At 65.1% G+C, this 20,587-nt stretch carries 20 protein-coding genes and 1 tRNA gene; 17 read left to right on the top strand and 4 right to left on the bottom strand.

The genetic code is table 11. The features are described from left to right. Positions 1-172 precede the first annotated feature (172 nt). Together accD and glmM are read left to right on the top strand one after the other, a co-directional pair. The gene (gene accD, locus CLM74_RS15105) at positions 173-1,048 is read left to right on the top strand and encodes an acetyl-CoA carboxylase, carboxyltransferase subunit beta (protein ID WP_025876176.1); all 876 of its coding nucleotides are present in this window, start codon (positions 173-175) and stop codon (positions 1,046-1,048) included. Further along, the gene (glmM, locus tag CLM74_RS15100) at positions 1,048-2,412 is read left to right on the top strand and encodes a phosphoglucosamine mutase (protein WP_025876178.1); all 1,365 of its coding nucleotides are present in this window, start codon (positions 1,048-1,050) and stop codon (positions 2,410-2,412) included. The genes accD and glmM overlap by 1 nt, the downstream gene beginning before the upstream one ends. A 72-nt stretch (positions 2,413-2,484) precedes the next feature. Here the strand turns inward: glmM and galE are convergent, their stop codons facing one another. The 4 genes from galE to CLM74_RS15080 form a co-directional block, all read right to left on the bottom strand. Beyond that, positions 2,485-3,492: a UDP-glucose 4-epimerase GalE gene (gene galE, locus CLM74_RS15095; protein WP_025876180.1), complete on the bottom strand. Its 1,008-nt coding sequence runs from the start codon at positions 3,490-3,492 to the stop codon at positions 2,485-2,487. A gap of 70 nt (positions 3,493-3,562) precedes the next feature. Next, positions 3,563-4,420 carry a polysaccharide deacetylase family protein gene (locus CLM74_RS15090; RefSeq protein WP_105164427.1) on the bottom strand — a complete coding sequence of 286 codons (858 nt, stop codon included), beginning with the start codon at positions 4,418-4,420 and terminating at the stop codon, positions 3,563-3,565. Beyond that, positions 4,413-5,552: a glycosyltransferase family 4 protein gene (locus CLM74_RS15085; protein WP_032974999.1), complete on the bottom strand. Its 1,140-nt coding sequence runs from the start codon at positions 5,550-5,552 to the stop codon at positions 4,413-4,415. Before CLM74_RS15085 ends, CLM74_RS15090 begins: the two co-directional genes overlap by 8 nt. A gap of 19 nt (positions 5,553-5,571) precedes the next feature. Next, a complete protein-coding gene (locus CLM74_RS15080; RefSeq protein ID WP_105165034.1) occupies positions 5,572-7,446 on the bottom strand; it encodes a sulfatase-like hydrolase/transferase in 1,875 nt (624 codons plus the stop codon). 163 nt (positions 7,447-7,609) lie between these two features. On the opposite strand from CLM74_RS15080, the gene CLM74_RS15075 reads away from it, so the two are divergent. From CLM74_RS15075 to nuoK, 15 genes are all read left to right on the top strand, one after another. Beyond that, the gene (locus CLM74_RS15075; protein WP_105164426.1) at positions 7,610-8,587 is read left to right on the top strand and encodes a 2-oxoglutarate and iron-dependent oxygenase domain-containing protein; all 978 of its coding nucleotides are present in this window, start codon (positions 7,610-7,612) and stop codon (positions 8,585-8,587) included. Positions 8,588-9,349: 762 nt separating this feature from the next. After that, on the top strand, positions 9,350-10,105 hold the full coding sequence (gene tpiA, locus CLM74_RS15065) for a triose-phosphate isomerase (RefSeq protein ID WP_025876190.1): 756 nt from the start codon (positions 9,350-9,352) through the stop codon (positions 10,103-10,105). Positions 10,106-10,155: 50 nt separating this feature from the next. Beyond that, positions 10,156-10,593 (top strand): preprotein translocase subunit SecG, encoded by a 438-nt coding sequence (gene secG / locus CLM74_RS15060; protein WP_025876192.1) that lies wholly within the window; start codon positions 10,156-10,158, stop codon positions 10,591-10,593. 51 nt (positions 10,594-10,644) lie between these two features. Then, positions 10,645-10,729, top strand: a tRNA-Leu gene (locus CLM74_RS15055). 112 nt (positions 10,730-10,841) lie between these two features. After that, positions 10,842-11,198, top strand: a complete 357-nt coding sequence (locus tag CLM74_RS15050) for an NADH-quinone oxidoreductase subunit A (RefSeq protein ID WP_005414075.1) — start codon at positions 10,842-10,844, stop codon at positions 11,196-11,198. Then, a complete protein-coding gene (locus CLM74_RS15045; protein ID WP_025876198.1) occupies positions 11,189-11,743 on the top strand; it encodes an NADH-quinone oxidoreductase subunit B in 555 nt (184 codons plus the stop codon). Before CLM74_RS15050 ends, CLM74_RS15045 begins: the two co-directional genes overlap by 10 nt. A 33-nt stretch (positions 11,744-11,776) precedes the next feature. Beyond that, positions 11,777-12,523, top strand: coding sequence for an NADH-quinone oxidoreductase subunit C (locus CLM74_RS15040; protein WP_025876200.1), 747 nt, complete (start codon positions 11,777-11,779; stop codon positions 12,521-12,523). Continuing rightward, positions 12,520-13,827, top strand: a complete 1,308-nt coding sequence (locus CLM74_RS15035; RefSeq protein WP_025876202.1) for an NADH-quinone oxidoreductase subunit D — start codon at positions 12,520-12,522, stop codon at positions 13,825-13,827. Before CLM74_RS15040 ends, CLM74_RS15035 begins: the two co-directional genes overlap by 4 nt. A 97-nt stretch (positions 13,828-13,924) precedes the next feature. Further along, entirely contained in the window at positions 13,925-14,452 is a 528-nt protein-coding gene (gene nuoE, locus CLM74_RS15030) for an NADH-quinone oxidoreductase subunit NuoE (RefSeq protein ID WP_025876204.1), read from the top strand. A 4-nt stretch (positions 14,453-14,456) separates the two neighbouring features. Beyond that, complete coding sequence (gene nuoF / locus CLM74_RS15025) at positions 14,457-15,797, top strand: NADH-quinone oxidoreductase subunit NuoF (RefSeq protein ID WP_025876206.1); 1,341 nt, start codon at positions 14,457-14,459, stop codon at positions 15,795-15,797. Then, the gene (gene nuoG, locus CLM74_RS15020) at positions 15,794-18,028 is read left to right on the top strand and encodes an NADH-quinone oxidoreductase subunit NuoG (RefSeq protein ID WP_105164424.1); all 2,235 of its coding nucleotides are present in this window, start codon (positions 15,794-15,796) and stop codon (positions 18,026-18,028) included. The genes nuoF and nuoG overlap by 4 nt, the downstream gene beginning before the upstream one ends. Next, entirely contained in the window at positions 18,025-19,119 is a 1,095-nt protein-coding gene (gene nuoH, locus CLM74_RS15015) for an NADH-quinone oxidoreductase subunit NuoH (protein WP_025876209.1), read from the top strand. The genes nuoG and nuoH overlap by 4 nt, the downstream gene beginning before the upstream one ends. A gap of 3 nt (positions 19,120-19,122) precedes the next feature. After that, positions 19,123-19,611, top strand: coding sequence for an NADH-quinone oxidoreductase subunit NuoI (gene nuoI / locus CLM74_RS15010; protein ID WP_005417924.1), 489 nt, complete (start codon positions 19,123-19,125; stop codon positions 19,609-19,611). A gap of 9 nt (positions 19,612-19,620) precedes the next feature. Next, positions 19,621-20,280, top strand: a complete 660-nt coding sequence (locus CLM74_RS15005; protein ID WP_088101318.1) for an NADH-quinone oxidoreductase subunit J — start codon at positions 19,621-19,623, stop codon at positions 20,278-20,280. Next, the gene (gene nuoK, locus CLM74_RS15000; protein ID WP_033831640.1) at positions 20,277-20,582 is read left to right on the top strand and encodes an NADH-quinone oxidoreductase subunit NuoK; all 306 of its coding nucleotides are present in this window, start codon (positions 20,277-20,279) and stop codon (positions 20,580-20,582) included. Before CLM74_RS15005 ends, nuoK begins: the two co-directional genes overlap by 4 nt. Positions 20,583-20,587 lie beyond the last annotated feature (5 nt).

Below are 20,587 nucleotides of genomic sequence, written 5' to 3'. Positions count from 1 at the left end.
AAGAATATCCGCCGGGCATGGCCCGGCGCTACCCAGCACCTAAACGTACGTCCCAGCATGGTTTTTTCCAGCGGGCCCAAGGCCGGGCAGGGGGTGCACGGGCAGGGAAAGCGGAGCTAGACTGTCCGCCTTTGCGGCCCCCGGGCCGCCCTGAACGGAAGTGTCCTCCCGCATGAGTTGGCTCAGCAAGTTGATGCCGTCTGGCATCCGCACCGACAACACCCCCAGCAAGAAGCGCAGCGTCCCCGAGGGCCTGTGGGAAAAGTGCAGCAACTGCGGCAGTGCGTTGTACCGTCCGGAGCTGGAAGAGAATCTGGAGGTCTGCCCGAAGTGCGGCCACCATATGGCCATCCGCGCGCGCGCCCGTCTGGCTGCGCTGTTCGACGCCGACAGCACCACCGAGATCGCTGCCCGCCTGGGGCCGACCGACCTGCTGAAGTTCAAGGACCAGAAGAAGTACAGCGAGCGCATCAAGATCGCGCAGAAGAACACCGGTGAGTACGACGCGCTGATCGCCATGCGCGGCCTGCTCAAGGGCCGTCCCCTGGTGGCCTCGTCCTTCGATTTCGCCTTCATGGGGGGCTCGATGGGCTCGGTGGTCGGCGAGCGCTTCGCCCTTGCCGCCGAGACCGCCGCCGAGATCGGCGCACCGTACGTGTGCTTCTCCGCCAGTGGTGGCGCGCGCATGCAGGAGGGCCTGTTCTCGCTGATGCAGATGGCCAAGACCTCGGCCGCGCTGGGCAAACTGCGTGAAGCCGGACAGCCGTACATTTCGGTGCTGACCCACCCGACCACCGGCGGTGTGTCGGCATCGTTCGCGATGCTGGGCGACATCAACATCGCCGAACCGCGTGCACTGATCGGCTTCGCCGGCCCGCGCGTGATCGAGCAGACCGTGCGCGAGAAGCTGCCGGAAGGGTTCCAGCGTTCGGAGTTCCTGCTCGAGCACGGCGCCATCGACCAGATCTGTGACCGTCGTGAACTGCGCGACCGCCTGGCCGACCTGCTGGCGATGCTGCGGCGCGAGCCGGCACCGGAGGAGGTTTGATGGGGGGCCGCAAGTACTTCGGTACCGACGGCATCCGCGGTCGAGTCGGCCAAGGGGCGATCTCGGCTGATTTCGTGCTGCGCCTGGGCAACGCCCTTGGCCGCGTGCTGGTCGCCCAGCGCGGCCAGGAGGGGCGCCGTCCGATCGTGGTGATCGGCAAGGACACGCGGATCTCCGGCTACATGTTCGAAGCCGCGCTGGAAGCCGGGCTGGTCGCCGCGGGCGCTGACGTGCAGCTGCTCGGCCCGATGCCGACCCCGGCCGTTGCCTTCCTGACCCGTACCCTGGGCGTGGACGCGGGCATCGTCATCAGTGCGTCGCACAACCCGCACTACGACAACGGCATCAAGTTCTTCTCCGCCCAGGGCGAGAAGCTCGACGATGCTACCGAACTGGCGCTGGAAGCCGCATTGGACGTGCCGTTCACCACGGCCGTTTCGGAAAAGCTCGGCAAGGCCTCGCGTGCACGCGAGGCCGTCGGCCGTTACATCGAGTTCTGCAAGTCCAGCGTGCCGCGCGCGTTCGATCTGCGCGGTGTGCGCCTGGTGCTCGACTGCGCGCATGGCGCCACCTACCAGATCGCGCCGCTGCTGTTCCGCGAACTGGGCGCGGAGGTCATCGGCATCGGTGCCGAACCCAATGGCGTCAACATCAACGACGGCGTCGGGTCGACCCACATCGACAACCTCGCTGCCAAGGTGCGTGAGACCCGCGCCGACCTGGGCATCGCCTTCGACGGTGATGGTGACCGGGTATTGATGGCCGATGACCGCGGCAACCCGGTCGATGGCGATGACCTGGTGTACATCCTGGCGCGCGCATGGCAGGCCGAAGGGCGCCTGCGCGGTCCGGTGGTCGGTACCCTGATGAGCAACTTCGGTCTGGAAAAGGCCCTGGCCGAACTGCAGATTCCGTTCCAGCGCAGCAACGTCGGCGACCGCTACGTGCATCAGGCACTGGTGGAGGGAGGCGGCGTGCTCGGCGGCGAAGCGTCCGGCCATCTGCTGTGCCTGGACCGGGCCACCACCGGCGACGGCATCGTCAGTGCCCTGCAGGTACTGGTGGCGCTGAAGCAGCAGGGAAAGAACCTGCGCGAAGCGCTGCAGCCGTTGTCCAAGGTGCCGCAGAAGACGGTCAACGTGCGCCTTGGCGATGTCTCGGCCAAGGCCACCGTGCAGGCCGAGAGCGTGCAGGCTGCGCTGCTCGAAGCGCAGCAGGCGGTATCCGGTCGCGGGCGCGCCTTCCTGCGTCCCTCCGGCACCGAACCGGTGGTGCGGGTCACGGTCGAGGCCGATGACGCGACGCTGATGCAGGACACCCTGGACCGGCTTTCGGCGGCGGTCAGGACAGCGGCTGCGGCCTGAACCCTGTCGCTGGATCGAACCGACAACATGGCCGCTTGTACGGCCATGTTGCTGTCTGCCGCAAGCAAGGCATCAGGCGCTGCGCGTCATCTCCGTCTGCCATTTCCAGGTGTCGCGGCACATGTCCGCCAGGCCATGGCGCGCGGTCCAGCCCAGCTCGCGCAGGGCCAGGGACGGGTCGGCAAAACTCACCGCGATGTCGCCAGTACGGCGACCGGTGATCCGGAACGGAATCGGCCGGCCGACGGTCTGCTCGAAGGCCTTGATCAGTTCCAGCACGCTGTGGCCCTGGCCGGTGCCCAGGTTCAGGGTGATGCTGCGGCGCTTGTCGCGCAGGTACTGCAGCGCCAGCACATGGGCCCGCGCCACGTCCTGCACATGGATGTAGTCGCGCACGCCGGTGCCGTCACAGGTCGGATAGTCATCGCCGAATACCTGCACTTCGGGCAGCAGGCCGGCGGCCACCTGGGCGATGTAGGGCATCAGGTTGCTGGGCGTTCCGTGCGGCAGCTCGCCGATCAGCGCGCTTGAATGCGCCCCCACCGGGTTGAAGTAGCGCAGCGTTGCCACATGCAGCGACGTATCGGCGCCGACCAGGTCGGACAGCAGCTGCTCCACCACCAGCTTCGAACGGCCATAGGGCGTCATCGCGCAGGTCGAGGCCGTTTCGGCCACCGGGCAATGGTCCTGGTCGCCGTACACGGTTGCCGACGAGCTGAACACGAACGTGCCCACGCCGGCATCGCGCATGGCGCCGAGCAGGGCGAGGGTGCCGCTGATGTTGTTGTCGAAGTAGTCCAGCGGCATCTGCCGCGATTCGCCCACCGACTTCAGCGCGGCAAAATGCAGTACCGCATCGATCGAATGCTCGCGCAGCACCGCGGTGATCCGCGCACGGTCACGCACGTCGGCCTGTACGAACAGCGGCGCGATGCCGGTGATGTCGCCGATCCGGCCGATCACTCCGGCGTCGCTGTTGCACAGTGAATCGACGACGACCACCGCATGGCCCTGCTGCTGCAGTTCCACGCACGTGTGGGAGCCGATGAATCCAGCGCCGCCGGTAACCAGAACGTTCATTTCCTGTAGTCCTTCCACTCTGTTGGAGCTTCCTTGCCGAAGCTGTGCCAGCCCAGTGCTGGCAGCGCCATCACGGCCCCGGCACCATCTTCTTCTGCCGCGCCTTGAAGCCGTTGAACAGCGGTGCGATCAGCGGGTTGTAGCTCCACGCGATGCGCTTGCGCAGCCAGCTTGCCGGCCGGTTGCGGATGGCGAAGCGGTAGATGCGCTCGGGATCGCCGCCGACCACGTTGCGGCCGAACGGATGGGTGGTATGCAGGTAGCGGAACCCCTGCTCACGCGCCACTTCGATATAGTCCTGGTCGAAATCGCCGTACGGCCAGCACAGGGTGTCCGACACTTCGCCCAGCTTCTCCAGCAGCACTTCCCTGGCCATCGACAGGTCGCCACTGATGCCGGCGCGGCGCTGGGCGCGATCCAGGTCCTGGCGGCGCAGCCAGCGGGTGTGGGTGTGGGTATGGCAATGGATCTCGAACGTGCCCGCCTCGATGGCCGCACGTGCTTCGCTCCAGCGCATCATCACCTCGTCACTGCGGCCTTGCTTGTAGATCAGGTCTTCGCAGGCGCGATGTTCGGGCGTTTCCGGCAGCGTGGCGCCGTCGATGCCAGCATGCGGGCGCATCGGCCCCTCGTGCATCCAGCCGGTCACCACGAACACCACCGCGTGCATGCCGTACTTCTGCAGGATCGGATGGGCGTAGACCCAGTTATCCAGGTAGCCATCATCGAAGGTGATCACGATCGATTTGCGCGGCACCGGCTTGCCGGCCAGGAAGCCGGCGTACTGGTCCAGCGTCAACGAAGTCCAGCCGGTGCGCGCCAGCCAGGCGATCTGGCTTTCGAAATTCTCCGGCGACACCGTGATCATGCCGGGCGAGTTGCTGACGTGGTGATGCATCAGCACCGGTACGGTTCTGGCATTAGCCATGACCCAGCTCCTTCATCCATTGGTGGTAATAGTGTTCGGTGGCTTCAGCGTGGCCTTCGGGGCTGAAACGCTTGGCGCTGCGGATCCAGTCCCAGCCGGAACGTCCCATCTGCCGGCGACGCTCGGGATCGTCCACCAGCAGCCGCAACGCCCCGGTGAGGGCGCCGCCGTCACCCAGTCGAGTGAGGATGGCATTGCTGCCTTCCACCAGCATTTCAGGCACGCCGCCGACCCGATGCGACACGATCGGCAGGCCCGCCTGTGCCGCTTCCAGGAACACCGTGCCCGATGCTTCCTTGTGTGTGGCCAGGGCGAAGATGTCAAAGCCGGGCATCAGCTGGCTGGCATCGCTGCGGAAGCCCAGCAGATGGACCTGGTGCTGCAGGTCGTGCTCGGCGCACGTGGCCTGCAGGCGCTGCATCACTGCCTGGCCATCGCCGACCACCACCAGATGCAGGCGGGGATTGGCTTTGCACAGCGGCACCATGGCCTGCAGCAGTTCGGCGTGGCCCTTGGGTTCGCGCAGCACGGCCACGCAGCCCACTACGATGTCCTGTTCGTCGAATCCGAGCTCGGCGCGCACGCGTGCGCGCGCCTCCTGCAACGCCTGCCAGGAGGGCTCATGCGTGGCGTCGGTTGGCGCAACCGCCATCGGCGGCACGATGCCGATGTGATCGGCGGGAATGCCACGGTCGGCCAGCAGTTGCTTGACGAAATTGCTCACCGTGATGACCCGGTGCGGCAGGCCGGTGTAGGTCAGCAGCGAATTCACCGGGCTCATCAGGTGGCGCGAGCGCACTACCAGCGGTGTGCCGCCCAGGCGTGCGCCCGCGGCGGCAATCAATGCATCGCGACGGCTGGTGGTGTTGACCACGTCGTAGCGCTCGCGGCGGACCAGCCGTGACACCGACCAGATGCCGCGCAGCAGCCGGGCCAAGCCGCCCATGCGCAGCGTATGCACGGTGAAGCCATCATCGCGCGCGCGCTTTGCCAGGCGCGCGTCCGGCTGGCACAGCAGGGCGACGTCATGGCCGCGCGCGCGCATCACCTGCATGTGGCGGAAAATGTAGATCTCCTGCCCACCCATGCCTTTGGCGGCTTCGGTATGCAGGATGCGCAGCGGACGGTTCATGGTGGATCGGTCCTTGGATTCAGCGGTTGCGGAAGCGCGTCAGCGCTTCCCATGCCGCGCGGATGCTGGCGGCGTCGGGGGTCTGTTGCGGCAGGGGGCGGTAGCGCGCATCGAGCGCGGTGGCGTTGCCGAATTTGTCGAACACGTAGATCGCCTCGCCATTGCGCACCGCACGCTGCGACCAGCTTTCCACCACCAGCGCACGCTTGCCGGTCGGTGCAGCCAGCAGGTCGTGGCCGGTGCTGTAGTCGGTCAATGCGTTCTCGCAGCCCAGGCCGTGGCGCATCAGCGTCGGCACCCAGTCTTCATGCGAACTGACCCGCGCGTCGCGGCCGCCACCCTGGCCGGGCCAATGCAGCACGAAGGGCACCTGCAGCTGGTGGTTGGAGAAGTTGCCGTTGTGGCCCCAGTAGTTGAGTTTGAGGTCGTTGAATTCCTCGGCGTGGTCACCGGTCACCAGCACGATCGTGTCCTGGTCCAGTCGCTGCGCACGCAGGTCATCCAGCAGCGAACCAATCAGGCTGTCGGCGTAATGCACCGCGGTGTGATAACGGTTCAATTCCGGCGTTGGATCGTGCTCGGGGCCGAACTTGAGAAAATCGATGGCATCGGCCATCGGCGTAGCGAGCGGCGGATAGCCGGCCGGCATGTGGTAGGGCGCGTGGGTGGAATCGAGGAACACGAAACCAAACCACGGGCGCTGCGCAGCCTGGCTGGCGCGGATGTCCTTCTGCAGTCCAGCGACGATGGCGGCATCACGGCCGTCGGAGGTCAGTTCGGACGGCCCCTGGTGCAACTGGTCGCGGACATCGGCGAACGCTGTGCGATCGAACTCCGGGCTGTACAGCGGCGCGCTGCCATACAGATGCAGGTCATAGCCCTGCTGTCCCAGCACCTTGAACAACTGCGAGCCGCGCTGCTCGTCGAGCATGCTGGGCCAGTAGCCACCCGGCAGACCGTACAGCAGCCCGAACAGACCATAGCGGGTGGCGTTGCCGGTGCTGAAATGATGCTCGTACACCCGCGAGGAGCGGGCCAGCGCCGAGGCGTTGGGCATGAACTGCGGGGTGAGCACGTCATGGCGCAACGACTCCAGTACCACCATCAGCACGTTCGGCCGCTGGTGGCTCTGGCAGCGAAGGGGCTGCAACGGATAGTTGAGCTGGGCATGGCGCGGATCGGGCAGGCCGACCTGGTGCTGGCTGACCACGCCGAAGCGACGCATCGCGCTCTTGGCGGTGATCGGCTGCGCCCATGGCAGGTAGTTCCATTGGCTGATCACTGCGCGTTCGCCGAGCGCGTCGTAGTAGGCAGTGGCGACCTGGCCGCCGCCCATCAGCAGGGCAACCACCGCCCAGGCCTGCAGTACCCGCCGCCGCCGGGGCGCTGCGGGCAGCAGCTTCCAGCACGCCCAGGCCAGCAGGCCCTGCGCGGCGAAAATCGCCGATACCAGAGCTGCCGCCTGCAGCCAGGTCTTCCAGGACAGGCTGACCTGATCCTGCAGGGCGCCGCCGAACACCATATTGGCAACCATCGCGTTGAGGTGGAAGCGATACAGCGCGAAGACCTTGGCATCCACCAGCAGCAGGCACAGCCACAGGCCTTGGCAGATCACCGCCGAGACGCTCAATGCGCGCGCGCTGCGCGGCCACAGGCCGATGGCCAGCGGCAGCAGGCCAGCCAAGGCACCGAACGCGAGCAGGTGGCCGGGCAGGGCGAACGCCAGGTAGGCCAGGCCGAGCGTGCCGCCGGGGTTGTCGCGTAGCGGCACGTTGCCCAGCGCGATGAGCGCGGCCAGCACGGCGTTGGCGGCCACGAACAAGGACCACCAGGCCAGCCGGCGCCAGCGTCGGCTGGCAGGGCCGGAAATAGCAGCGGCGGTGGCGTCGGGCAGGGCGGCATCCATGGCGGGGCGGGTTCAAGTGGGCGACGGGGCGATTCCCGGCGTGACGAAGTCGTTAAACCGCGCGCGGGTGGCGCATTGTATCGGTTTGTTTCAGCGTGTCGGTGGCGTGTTCCGATCTATCTGTCACAATGTTCAGATCGGTCGCCATTGCATGGCGGGCCCGTACCGACTCAACGACAAGCCAGGAACCGCTGTGAGCCAGATCCCCACCCTCGACATCACCCGTTTCGACAGTGACCGCGACGCCTTCGTGGCCGAGCTGGGGGCGGCATATCGCCAATGGGGGTTTGCCGGCATCCGCAACCACGGCATCCCGCAGGCCGACATCGATGCGGCCTACGACGTCTTCAAGGCCTTCTTCGCACTGCCGGATGAGACGAAGCGGAAGTACCACGTGGCTGGCAGCGGTGGCGCCCGTGGCTATACCCCGTTCGGTGTGGAGACCGCCAAGGGCTCCAAGCACTTCGACCTGAAGGAGTTCTGGCACATCGGCCGCGAGATCGCCGACGACTCCAAGTATCGGGACGTGATGGCGCCGAACCTGTGGCCTTCCGAGGTCGAGGGCTTCGGTGAGCGTGGTTACGGCCTGTACCAGGCGTTGGACAACCTGGGTTCGCGCGTGCTTTCGGCCCTGGCCCTGCACATCGGCCTGCCGGAGCACTTCTTCGCCGACAAGACCAATTTCGGCAATTCGATCCTGCGCCCGATCCATTACCCGCCGATCACCACCGACGACATTCCCAACGTGCGCGCTGGTGCGCATGGCGACATCAACTTCATCACGCTGCTGGTCGGTGCCAGCGCGGCAGGCCTGGAAGTGCAGTCGCATGACGGGGACTGGGTGCCGTTCACCTCGGACGCGGACACCATCGTGGTCAACATCGGCGACATGCTGCAGCGCCTGACCAACCACGTGTATCCGTCGACCATCCACCGGGTGGTCAATCCCCCGGGTGAGCTGGCCCGGCAGCCGCGCTATTCGGTGCCGTTCTTCCTGCACCCGAACCCGGATTTCCTGATCGACGTGCTGCCCTCGTGCATCACCGAGGAGAACCCGAGCCGGTACCCGGAACCGATCACCGCGCACGGCTTCCTCGAAGAGCGCCTGCGCGAGATCAAGCTGAAGTAACAAAAAGGCCGCCGAAAGGCGGCCTTCTTGTTACGGGTAGCGCCGGGCCATGCCCGGCGAGCGCAGCGGAGGGGTTTCGGCAGGGTTGCACCCTGCACCCGCAGAGGCCAAAGCCAAGGCCAAGGCCAAGGCCAAAGCCAAGGCCAAAGCCAAAGCCAAAGCGGCTCTGGGTTTCTGTGGGTTGGGCGGGGCGGTGTGGGCTGGCAGGACACGCCGTAAACCCATCCCTGGGGGCTCGATGGCGCCATCCATGGCGCCAACGGTCCTGCCAGCCCACACCGCCCCACCCCCGACAATTTCCCGCGGCTGTTGGTAGGTGTCGACCTTGGTCGACACGATCTATCTATTTATCCACGCCATGCGTGGATGAGATCTGTCAGGTCTCGAAGCAGGGAGGGGTTGAAGCTCTGCTTTCGCTTTCGCTTTCGCTTTCGCTTTCGCTTTTGATCTTCTTTTTTCTTTCCGTGGCGGGCGGAAACGCCGGAATGTGTCAGGGGCCGGCCGGGTGGGCTGCGCAGGGGCGCAGGCGCCATGGATGGCGCCTACGAGCTTACAAGGACGTACTTGCAGCGTCCCCTGCGCAGCCCACCCGACCGGCCAGCCTCCATATCCCCACCGGGCTCTCCGCGACCAACCAGCCCCAACCCCTGCCACGAGGGGCTGCGCCGTTGGCTGAAAATCCATGTAACCGCTTACACGGAAACGGTTTTTTGTCGCAGCAGGTATCATGGGCGGCTGAGTTCACACAGGAGCCACCCGCTCATGCGCCGCAAGATCGTCGCTGGAAACTGGAAGCTGCACGGCAGCCGTCAATTCGCCACCGAACTGCTGGGGCAGGTCGCTGCCGGGCTGCCCAAGAGCGGGGTGGAGGTGGTCATCCTGCCGCCGATGCCCTACCTGGGTGAGCTGGTCGAAGACTTCGGCGAGACCGGCCTGGCCTTTGGTGCACAGGACGTCAGCAGCAATGAGAAGGGCGCCTACACCGGTGAGGTCTGTGCGGCCATGCTGCACGAGGTGGGTGCCCGCTATGGTCTGGTCGGCCACTCCGAGCGCCGCCAGTACCACAACGAGAGCAGCGAGCTGGTTGCGCGCAAGTTCGCCGCCGCCCTGCATGCCGGCCTGGTGCCGGTACTCTGCGTCGGTGAAACCCTTGAGCAGCGCGAGGCCGGGCAGACCGAGGCGGTCATCGCCAGCCAGCTGGCCCCGGTGCTCGAGCTTGTCGGGGCCGCAGGCTTCGCCAATGCCGTGGTCGCCTACGAGCCGGTCTGGGCGATCGGAACCGGCCGCACCGCAACCAAGGAGCAGGCGCAGCAGGTGCACGCGTTCATTCGTGGCGAAGTCGCGCGCATCGATGCTAGAATTGCTGATTCACTGCCCATTGTTTACGGCGGTAGCGTGAAGCCCGACAATGCCGGGGAACTGTTCGCGCAGCCGGATGTCGATGGTGGGCTGGTTGGTGGTGCCTCCCTGGTGGCCGCCGACTTCCTGGCCATCGCAGAGGCGGCGGCAAACAATTAGTTACGGTTGCCGGCTAGCCGCCGGCACTCTAGTCCGAGGGCGGATTTCCAATGCTGATGTTGATCCTCAATGTCGTCTACGTGCTGGTTGCCGTGGCCATGGTCGCGCTGATCCTGATGCAGCGTGGCTCGGGTGCGGCGGCAGGTTCGGGCTTTGGCGCTGGCGCCTCGGGGACCGTGTTTGGTGCGCGTGGTGCGTCCAACTTCCTGTCCAAGTCGACCAAGTGGCTGGCCGTGGTGTTCTTCGGCATCAGCCTCTTCATGGCCTGGTACGCCGGCCATGGCAACCGCCCGGCCGCCGATCAGGATCTGGGTCTGATGTCCGCCCCGGCGGCCAGCGCTCCGGCCGCTCCGGCGGGCGAATTGCCGGCCGTTCCGAAGGCCGATGCGGTCCCGGCCGCCCCGGTTCCGGCCGCAACTGTGCCGGCTCAGGCGGAATCTTCGGTTTCTGGTGAAGAAAAGCCTTCGGAAGGCTCCCAGAAAGACTGAAGCCGGTTACAATACGCGGCGCATCGGGAAGATAGTCTGATGTGATCGTTTGCCCAGGTGGCGGAATTGGTAGACGCACTACCTTGAGGTGGTAGCGACTTAGGTCGTAGGGGTTCGAGTCCCCTCTTGGGCACCATTTAGTAAGTAAAGCGGGTTGGTCTGGCGCGCAAGGCGCCAGGCAGCTTCCCGTCCACTCCCCCATGCCAAAGCGCCTGCAGGCGCAGCGGCAGAGGCAAGAGAGAATCGCTGTGCTGGCCGAATATTTGCCGTCTCTGCTGTTTCTGATCGTTGCCACCGGTATCGGCATTACGCTGATGCTGGTTGGTCGATTCCTCGGTCCCCGCCGCCCCGATCTGGAAAAGCTGTCGCCGTACGAGTGCGGCTTCGAAGCCTTCGAAGACGCGCGTATGAAGTTCGACGTGCGCTACTACCTGATCGCGATCCAGTTCATCGTCTTCGACCTGGAAATCATCTTCATCGTGCCGTGGACGCAGGTCTTCATGGAGCTTGGCGCGCGTTCGCTCGTCACCATGGGTCTGTTCGTCGGCATGCTGTTCCTCGGTTTCATCTATGTCTGGAAGAAGGGAGCGCTGGAATGGGAGTGATTCAGACTCTCGATGGCCTGATGACCAATCCTGTCCCGGAAGGGCGGGTTGACGACATCCTGCGGCCGGAAGGCGACAACCCGCTGCTGGAAAAGGGCTTTGTCACCACCAGCGTCGATGCGCTGCTGAACTGGGCACGCACCGGCTCGATGTGGCCCATGACCTTCGGTCTGGCCTGCTGTGCGGTCGAAATGATGCACGCAGGTGCAGCGCGCCTGGACCTTGACCGCTACGGTGTGGTGTTCCGCCCGTCGCCGCGCCAGTCCGACGTGATGATCGTCGCCGGCACCCTGGTCAACAAGATGGCCCCGGCGCTGCGCAAGGTCTATGACCAGATGCCCGACCCCAAGTGGGTGATCTCCATGGGCAGCTGCGCCAATGGCGGTGGTTACTACCACTATTCCTATTCTGTGGTGCGCGGCTGTGATCGCGTGGTGCCGGTGGACGTCTACGTCCCGGGCTGCCCGCCGACCGCCGAGGCGCTGGTGTACGGGATCCTGCAGCTGCAGAAGAAGATCTGGCGTACACAGACCATCGCCCGCTGACCCCTTCACCTGACAAGAGCGCGCCAAGCCCCCATGGCAGAGCAAGCATCCTTCATCGACCGACTCTCCGCACGTTTCGCAGGTGCGAAGGTCATCGTGGTCGAACCCCGCGGCGAAGTGACGCTGGAAGTGCCTGCCGCTGAGTGGCACGCCACCGCCCTCGCGCTGCGTGACGAGTTTGGTTTCGAGCAGGCCGTGGACCTCTGCGGCGTCGATTACCTCGGTTATGGCTCCGATGAGTGGGACACCGCCGACGTGTCCTCGCAGGGCTTCAGCCGCGGTGTCGAGGGCAAGGCCCAGGGCCGCTTCGCCTGGGGCGAATTCCCCAGCGAAGAGAGCGCCGACGGTGCCCGTCCGCAGCACATGCCGACCCAGCGCTTTGCCGTGGTCGCACAGCTGCGTTCGTACCAGCACAACCTGATGATGCACCTGCGCTGCTTCGCGCCTGACGAAGCGCTGCCGGTGGTGTCGTCGCTGACCAGCATCTGGCCGGGCCTGAACTGGTTCGAGCGCGAAGCGTTCGATCTGTATGGCGTGATCTTCGAAGGTCACCCGGACCTGCGCCGGATCCTGACCGACTACGGTTTCGTCGGCCATCCGTTCCGCAAGGACTTCCCGCTGATCGGCAACGTCGAAGTCCGCTACGACGAAGAAAAGAAGCGTGTCATCTACGAACCGGTCACCTCGGTGGAGCCGCGCGTCGGCGTGCCGCGCGTGATCCGCGACGACGCCCGCCTGCAGACCGCTGCCGGCGAGCGCTCGCAGGAGGCAGTGAAGTGAGTCACGTACACCAGGCCGGCGAAGCATTCGCCAGCAACGCTGCCGAAAGCCGGCAGGAAATCCGCAACTACACCATGAACTTCGGCCCGCAGCATCCGGCCGCGCACGGTGTGCTGCGCCTGATCCTGGAGATGGACGGCGAGACCATCATGCGTGCCGATCCGCACGTGGGTCTGCTGCACCGGGGCACCGAGAAGCTGGCCGAATCCAAGCCCTTCAACCAGTCGATCGGCTACATGGATCGCCTGGATTACGTGTCGATGATGTGCAACGAGCACGCCTACGTGCGCTCGATCGAGACCCTGATGGGCATCGAGGCGCCGGAGCGCGCGCAGTACATCCGCACGATGTTCGACGAGATCACCCGCATCCTGAACCACTTGATGTGGCTGGGTTCCAACGCGCTCGACCTGGGTGCGATGGCGGTGATGCTGTACGCCTTCCGCGAGCGCGAAGAGCTGATGGACTGCTACGAAGCGGTCTCCGGCGCGCGCATGCACGCGGCGTACTACCGTCCGGGCGGTGTCTACCGCGACCTGCCGGACCACATGCCGAAGTACAAGGAATCGCGCTGGCACAAGGGCAAGGCCCTGAAGAACCTCAATGCCTCGCGCGAAGGTTCGCTGCTGGACTTCCTGGAGAACTTCACCAATGAGTTCCCGGGTCGTGTCGACGAATACGAGACCCTGCTGACCGACAACCGTATCTGGAAGCAGCGTACCGTCGGCATCGGCGTGGTCACCCCGGAGCTGGCCCACCAGTGGGGCATGACCGGCGTGATGCTGCGTGGCTCGGGCGTCGCCTGGGATCTGCGCAAGAAGCGCCCCTATGCGAAGTACGATGCCGTCGATTTCGACATCCCGCTGGGCAAGGAAGGCGATTGCTACGATCGCTACCTGTGCCGCGTTGCCGAAATGCGCGAGTCCAACCGCATCATCAAGCAGTGCGTGGCATGGCTGAAGGCCAACCCCGGCCCGGTCATGGTCAAGAACTTCAAGGTCGCTCCGCCCAAGCGCGAGGACATGAAGGACGACATGGAAGCGCTGATCCATCACTTCAAGCTGTTCAGTGAAGGCTATTGCGTGCCGGCCGGCGAGACCTACGCCGCGGTTGAAGCGCCCAAGGGCGAATTCGGCTGCTACCTGGTTTCCGACGGCGCCAACAAGCCGTTCCGCGTACACCTTCGTGCGCCGGGCTTTGCCCACCTGTCCTCGATCGATTCGATCGTGCGCGGCCACATGCTGGCCGACGTGGTGGCGATGATCGGTACCTACGATCTGGTGTTCGGCGAGGTTGACCGGTAATGCCGTCCGCCACGCCAACGCCCGCTGCAGGCAGCCGGCGCAAGCCGGCGCCGCAGTTTCTGCAATTTCACGTTATGCATTTCGCTGAGGTCGGCCGATGAAGGCGACAGGTAATTTCGAGGCGGCGCGCGACGTCGACCCGATGGTGGTGTTGAGCGACAAAACCCGCGCTCACATCGATCACTGGCTGTCCAAGTTCCCGCCGGACCGCAAGCGCTCTGCCGTGCTGCAGGGTCTGCATGCTGCCCAGGAGCAGAACCAGGGCTGGCTGACCGACGAGCTGATCGCCGGCGTGGCCAAGTACCTGGACCTGCCGCCGGTGTGGGCCTACGAGGTTGCCAGCTTCTACTCGATGTTCGAGACCGAGAAGGTGGGCCGCAACAACGTGGCCATCTGCACGAACATCAGCTGCTGGCTCAATGGCGCCGAAGACATCGTGCGCCATTGCGAGAAGAAGCTGGGCATCAAGAACGGTCAGTCGACCGCTGACGGCCGCGTCTACCTCAAGCGCGAGGAAGAGTGCCTGGCCGGCTGCGCGGGTGCGCCGATGATGGTCATCAATGGTCACTACCATGAGCGTCTGACCCTGGAAAAGGTCGACGAGCTTCTGGACGGGCTGGAGTAAGGGCATGGCACATCACCACGAATCCAAGGGTCCGGTCGGCCCCGCGCCGCTGCCGCACCAGGTGGTCTACACCACCCTGCATTACGACACCCCGTGGTCGTACGAAAGCTATCTGAAGACCGGTGGCTACGCTGCCCTGCGCAAGATCCTCGAAGAGAAGATCCCGCCGGAGCAGGTCATCGAGATGGTCAAGGCCTCGGGCCTGCGCGGCCGCGGCGGCGCCGGTTTCCCGACCGGCCTGAAGTGGTCCTTCATGCCCAAGGGCAACGTGCAGAAGTACATCCTCTGCAACTCGGATGAATCCGAGCCGGGCACCTGCAAGGATCGCGACATCCTGCGCTACAACCCGCATTCGGTGGTCGAAGGCATGGCGATTGCCTGCTACGCCACCGGTTCGACCGTGGGCTACAACTACCTGCGCGGTGAATTCCACCACGAGCCGTTCGAGCACTTCGAGCAGGCCCTGGCCGATGCTTATGCAAACGGCTGGCTGGGCAAGAACGTGCTGGGCTCGGGCGTGGATATCGACATCTACGGCGCCCTGGGTGCCGGCGCCTACATCTGCGGCGAAGAAACCGCGCTGATGGAATCGCTGGAAGGCAAGAAGGGCCAGCCGCGCTACAAGCCGCCGTTCCCGGCCAATTTCGGCCTGTATGGCAAGCCGTCGACGATCAACAACACCGAAACCTACGGTTCGGTGCCGGCGATCATCCGCAATGGTCCGGAGTGGTTCAAGGGCCTGAGCCTGACCGCCAATGGCGGCCCGAAGTGCTTCTCGGTGTCCGGCTGCGTGCAGAAGGGCGGCAATTTCGAAGTGCCGCTGGGCACCACCTTCGACGACCTGCTGGAAATGGCCGGCGGCCTCAAGCCGGGTCGCAAGCTCAAGGGCGCGATCCCGGGCGGCGTGTCCATGCCGGTGCTGACCGCGGCCGAGCTGAAGGGCCTGCCGATGGACTACGACACCATCCGTGCGCTGGGCTCCGGCCTGGGCTCCGGTGCGGTCGTGGTGCTGGATGACAGCGTCTGCTGCGTCAAGTTCGCCTGCCGCATCAGCCAGTTCTTCCACAAGGAATCCTGTGGCCAGTGCACCCCGTGCCGCGAAGGTACCGGCTGGATGCACCGCGTGCTGGAGCGCATCGTCGCCGGCAAGGCCACGATGGAAGACCTGCACCAGTTGAAGACCGTGGCCGGCCAGATCGAAGGCCATACCATCTGTGCGTTCGGCGAAGCGGCGGCATGGCCCATCCAGGGCTTCCTGCGCCAGTTCTGGGACGAATTCGAGTACTACATCGTCAACGGTCATTCGATGGTTGACGGCAAGAAGGTGGAGGCAGCCGCTGCATGAGCGCGCAACCCATAAATCCCAGCGTGCCACCGGACCACGTCACCATCGAGATCGATGGCAAGTCGCTGGTCGTGCCCAAGGGTTCGATGATCATCCAGGCCGCCGACAAGGCGGGCATTTCGATTCCGCGCTTCTGCTACCACGAGAAGCTGCCGATCGCTGCCAACTGCCGCATGTGCCTGGTGGATGTGGAAAAGTCGCCGAAGCCGGCACCGGCCTGCGCCACGCCGGTGATGGAAGGCATGAAGGTCGCCACCCGCAGTGAAAAGGCGCTGAAGTTCCAGCGCTCGGTGATGGAGTTCCTGCTGATCAACCACCCGCTGGATTGCCCGATCTGCGATCAGGGCGGCGAGTGCGAGCTGCAGGACGTGTCGCTGGGCTACGGCCGTTCGGTCAGCCGCTTCAACGAGCGCAAGCGCGTGGTGGCCGACGAGGACATGGGCCCGCTGGTCGCCACCGAGATGACCCGCTGCATCCAGTGCACCCGCTGCGTGCGCTTCACCGCTGACGTTGCCGGTACCTATGAACTGGGTGGCATGTACCGCGGTGAAAACCTGCAGATCGGCACCTACGACGGCAAGCCGCTGAGCACCGAGCTTTCGGGTAACGTCGTCGACGTGTGCCCGGTCGGCGCGCTGACCAACAAGGTGTTCCAGTTCCGCGCCCGTCCGTGGGAACTGACCGCGCGCGAATCGCTGGGCTACCACGACGCGATGGGCTCGAACCTGTTCCTGCACGTGCGTCGCGGCGAAGTGCTGCGTACCGTGCCGCGCGACAACGAGGCGGTCAACGAGTGCTGGCTGTCCGATCGTGACCGTTATTCGCACCAGGGCCTGTACAGCGAAGACCGTGCGGTCAAGCCGCTGCGCAAGGTCAACGGCGAGTGGAAGGAAGTGAGCTGGGCTGAAGGCCTGGCCGCGGCCGCAGAGATCCTCAAGGCCAACCAGGGCGACAACCTGGGCGTGCTGGTGCACCCGTCGACGTCGAACGAAGAGGGCGCACTGCTGGCCCGCCTGGCCACCGGCCTGGGTTCGGCCAACATCGACCACCGCATCAACAACCGCGACTTCTCCGACGCCGCCACTGCCGAAGTGTTCGGCCTGCCGCTGGCCGAGATCGAAGGCGCGGACCGCATCGTCGTGCTCGGCAGCAACATCCGCCACGAGCTGCCGTTGCTGCACGCCCGCCTGCGCAAGGCGCAGACCCAGAACGGCGCGAAGATCCACGTGGTCAACCCGGTCGACTTCGACTTCGCGTTCAGCGTTGCCGGCAAGCAGATCGTGGCTCCGTCGAAGTTCGCCGATGCGCTGGCCAACGCCGAGCTGCGTTCGGCGGTGCAGGGCGGTACCAATACGGTGCTGATCGTCGGTGGCATCGCCGAGAACCATCCGCAGGCTGCCGCGATCCGCGCCGCTGCGCGTGATTTCGCCGCCGCCACCGGTGCCAAGCTGTGCCGCATCCCGCAGGGCGCCAATGCGATCGGCCTGACCCGCGCCGGCGTACTGCCGGCCGGCAAGGACGTCGCTGCGATGCTGGCCGATCCGCGCAAGGCCTACGTGGTCTACGGCCTGGAACCGGGCCTGGACTTCGCCGATGCTCCGGCCGCGCGCAAGGCGCTGGTCGGCGCACAGGTGGTGGCCTTCAGCCAGTTCGCCTGCGCCTCGACCCGCGACGTTGCCGACGTGATCCTGCCGATCGGTGCGCTGCCGGAAATCGATGCCACCCTGACCAACCTCGATGGTCGCGAGCAGTCGGCGCGTGCCGGCGGCAAGCTGCCGGGCGAGGCCCGCGAGGGCTGGCGCGTGCTGCGTGCACTCGGCGGTGAGCTGGCCGTGGCCGGTTTCGAGTTCATCGACCTGGCCGGCCTGCGCGCCAGCCTGGCACCGGTGAACGTGCAGGTGTCCGCTTCGGCACAGCCGGTGCTGGCGGGCGAGGGCATGGAAGTGGCCTCGACCGCTGCGATCTACCGCACCGATGCGGTGGTCCGTCGCGCCCCGGCGCTGCAGTCGCATCCGCTCAACAACGCCCCGCGCATCGTGCTCAACGCTGACGATGCCGCCCGCCTGCAGCTGCAGGAAGGGCAGATGGCCAAGGTCGGCACCGATGCCGGCAAGGCCACCCTGCCGGTGGTGGTCGACGCCCGCGTCGCTGCGGGTTCGGTCTGGATTGAATCGGGCCACGGCGCAACCGCGCCGCTGGGTGCCGCTCGTGTTTCGGTGGTGGCTGCATGAACGAATTGCTGATTAACGCGGTCGATCCGCTGCACCAGTGGCTGCTTGGCCTGGGTGACATCGGCGCGCTGATCTGGATCATCCTGAAGATCCTGGTGATCACCGTTCCGGTGATCGTCTCGGTGGCCTTCTACGTGGTCTGGGAACGCAAGCTGATCGGCTGGATGCACGTCCGCCACGGCCCGATGTACGTGGGCATGGGCATCTTCCAGGCCTTCGCCGACGTCTTCAAGCTGCTGTTCAAGGAAGTCCTGCAGCCCAGCAGCGCCAACAAGGCGATCTTCCTGCTGGCGCCGCTGATCACCCTGGCCCCGGCCTTCGCCGCGTGGTCGGTGGTGCCGTTCGACCATCAGCTGGTGCTGTCCAACGCCAATGCCGGCCTGCTGTACCTGCTGGCGATGACCTCGCTGGGCATCTACGGCATCATCCTCGCCGGTTGGGCCTCCAACTCGAAGTACGCGTTCCTGGGTGCCATGCGCGCCTCGGCGCAGATGATCAGCTACGAAATCGCGATGGGCTTTGCCCTGGTCGGCGTGATGATCGCTTCGGGCAGCCTCAATCTCAGCAACATCGTGATGGCCCAGGCCGGCAGCTCCGGCTTCTTCGACTGGTTCCTGATCCCGCTGTTCCCGCTGTTCGTCGTGTACTGGGTGTCCGGCGTCGCCGAAACCAACCGCGCGCCGTTCGACGTGGTGGAAGGCGAGTCGGAAATCGTCGCCGGCCACATGGTCGAGTACTCAGGCGGTGCGTTCGCCCTGTTCTTCCTGGCCGAATACGCGAACATGATCCTGATCAGCTTCCTGATCTCGATCTTCTTCCTCGGTGGCTGGCTGAGCCCGATCCAGGGCTGGGTCAACCCGGGCGAGATCTCGCCGTTCATCGACTGGATCTGGAAGGGCGGCTGGCCGTGGCTGTTCGTCAAGGTCTTCTTCTTCGCCAGTGCCTACATCTGGTTCCGAGCAAGCTTCCCGCGCTTCCGCTATGACCAGATCATGCGCCTGGGCTGGAAGGTCTTCATCCCGCTGACCATTTTCTGGATCGCGGTTACCGCCGTCATGGTGTTCTTCGGCGTGATTCAAAAGGGCGTCTAAGTGATGAACAGGATTACCCATTACTTCAAGAGCCTGCTGCTGCTCGAACTGCTGGCCGGTCTCTGGCTGACGCTGAAGTACAGCTTCAAGCCGAAGTACACGATGATGTACCCGATGGAGAAGTTCCCGCAGTCGCCGCGCTTCCGTGGCCTGCATGCCCTGCGCCGTTATCCCAACGGTGAAGAGCGCTGCATCGCCTGCAAGCTGTGCGAAGCGGTGTGCCCGGCATTGGCCATCACCATCGATTCGGCCAAGCGCGAGGACGGCACCCGCCGTACCACGCGCTACGACATCGATCTGTTCAAGTGCATCTTCTGCGGCTTCTGTGAGGAAAGCTGCCCGGTGGACTCGATCGTCGAGACCCACATCCTCGAGTACCACTTCGAGAATCGTGGCGAAAACATCGTTACCAAGCCGCAGCTGCTGGCCCTGGGCGACCGTCTCGAATCCGAGATCGCCGAGCGTCGTGCCGCCGATGCCGCTTACCGCTGAGGTCGAGAGATGGATTGGGTAAATATCGCTTTCTGGGTCTTCGCCATCGCGGCAACGGTTTCGGCCGGTGCGGTGATCAGCGTGCGCAACCCCGTGCACGCTGTCCTGTGCCTGGTGCTGACCTTCTTCTCCATCGCCTGCGTGTGGCTGCTGGTCGGCGCCGAGTTCCTCGGCGTGGCACTGGTGCTGGTCTACGTTGGCGCGGTGATGGTGTTGTTCCTGTTCGTGGTGATGATGCTCGACATCGATCCGGACAAGCTGCGTGAAGGCTGGGTGCGCTACCTGCCGGTCGGCCTGATCGTGGCCGTGGCGATGCTGGTGCAGATGCTGATCCTGATCGGCGTGAAGGGCAGGACGGTCAACCCGTTCCCGGCCGACAACGCCGCCGCGCTCGCCGCCGACAGTTCCAACGTCACCTGGCTGGCACGCAGCCTGTTCACCGAGTACCTGCTGCCGTTCGAGTTCGCCGCCGTCATCCTGACCGTGGCCGTGGTCGCCGCGGTGATGCTGACCCTGCGCCGTCGTGAAGGCCTGAAGACGCAGAATCCGTCGCAGCAGACCATGGTCAAGGCACACGACCGCCTGCGCGTGGTCAAGATGGACGCCGAGCAGCCGCAGATCCACAGCAACACCAAGCCGGCCGCGGGCGACGAGGAGACCAAGGCATGATCACTCTGGGCCACATCCTGGCGCTGGGCGCGGTGCTGTTCTGCATCAGCCTCGCCGGCATCTTCCTCAACCGAAAGAACATCATCGTCCTGCTGATGTCCATCGAGTTGATGCTGCTGTCGGTCAACATCAATTTCGTCGGGTTCTCCCGGGAACTGGGGGACACGGCCGGCCAGCTGTTCGTGTTCTTCATCCTGACCGTGGCTGCTGCCGAGGCCGCCATCGGCCTGGCGATCCTGGTGACCCTGTTCCGTACACGCCGCACGATCAATGTCGGCGAAGTCGATTCGTTGAAGGGCTGATCCAC

The sequence above is a fragment of the Stenotrophomonas sp. MYb57 genome, from assembly GCF_002966815.1.
GTDB lineage: Bacteria > Pseudomonadota > Gammaproteobacteria > Xanthomonadales > Xanthomonadaceae > Stenotrophomonas > Stenotrophomonas indicatrix.
Note: the sequence above shows the minus strand (reverse complement) of the source record. Positions and strands in the feature narration are given on the sequence as shown.

What these genes read in the sequence shown, in the direction of transcription:
- accD (WP_025876176.1), top strand. Translation starts at nt 173, where the DNA reads ATGAGTTGGCTCAGCAAGTTGATGCCGTCTGGCATCCGCACCGACAAC.
- glmM (WP_025876178.1), top strand. Translation starts at nt 1,048, where the DNA reads ATGGGGGGCCGCAAGTACTTCGGTACCGACGGCATCCGCGGTCGAGTC.
- galE (WP_025876180.1), bottom strand. Translation starts at nt 3,492, where the DNA reads ATGAACGTTCTGGTTACCGGCGGCGCTGGATTCATCGGCTCCCACACG.
- CLM74_RS15090 (WP_105164427.1), bottom strand. Translation starts at nt 4,420, where the DNA reads ATGGCTAATGCCAGAACCGTACCGGTGCTGATGCATCACCACGTCAGC.
- CLM74_RS15085 (WP_032974999.1), bottom strand. Translation starts at nt 5,552, where the DNA reads ATGAACCGTCCGCTGCGCATCCTGCATACCGAAGCCGCCAAAGGCATG.
- CLM74_RS15075 (WP_105164426.1), top strand. Translation starts at nt 7,610, where the DNA reads ATGGCGGGCCCGTACCGACTCAACGACAAGCCAGGAACCGCTGTGAGC.
- tpiA (WP_025876190.1), top strand. Translation starts at nt 9,350, where the DNA reads ATGCGCCGCAAGATCGTCGCTGGAAACTGGAAGCTGCACGGCAGCCGT.
- secG (WP_025876192.1), top strand. Translation starts at nt 10,156, where the DNA reads ATGCTGATGTTGATCCTCAATGTCGTCTACGTGCTGGTTGCCGTGGCC.
- CLM74_RS15045 (WP_025876198.1), top strand. Translation starts at nt 11,189, where the DNA reads ATGGGAGTGATTCAGACTCTCGATGGCCTGATGACCAATCCTGTCCCG.
- CLM74_RS15040 (WP_025876200.1), top strand. Translation starts at nt 11,777, where the DNA reads ATGGCAGAGCAAGCATCCTTCATCGACCGACTCTCCGCACGTTTCGCA.
- nuoE (WP_025876204.1), top strand. Translation starts at nt 13,925, where the DNA reads ATGAAGGCGACAGGTAATTTCGAGGCGGCGCGCGACGTCGACCCGATG.
- nuoF (WP_025876206.1), top strand. Translation starts at nt 14,457, where the DNA reads ATGGCACATCACCACGAATCCAAGGGTCCGGTCGGCCCCGCGCCGCTG.
- nuoG (WP_105164424.1), top strand. Translation starts at nt 15,794, where the DNA reads ATGAGCGCGCAACCCATAAATCCCAGCGTGCCACCGGACCACGTCACC.
- nuoH (WP_025876209.1), top strand. Translation starts at nt 18,025, where the DNA reads ATGAACGAATTGCTGATTAACGCGGTCGATCCGCTGCACCAGTGGCTG.
- nuoI (WP_005417924.1), top strand. Translation starts at nt 19,123, where the DNA reads ATGAACAGGATTACCCATTACTTCAAGAGCCTGCTGCTGCTCGAACTG.
- CLM74_RS15005 (WP_088101318.1), top strand. Translation starts at nt 19,621, where the DNA reads ATGGATTGGGTAAATATCGCTTTCTGGGTCTTCGCCATCGCGGCAACG.
- nuoK (WP_033831640.1), top strand. Translation starts at nt 20,277, where the DNA reads ATGATCACTCTGGGCCACATCCTGGCGCTGGGCGCGGTGCTGTTCTGC.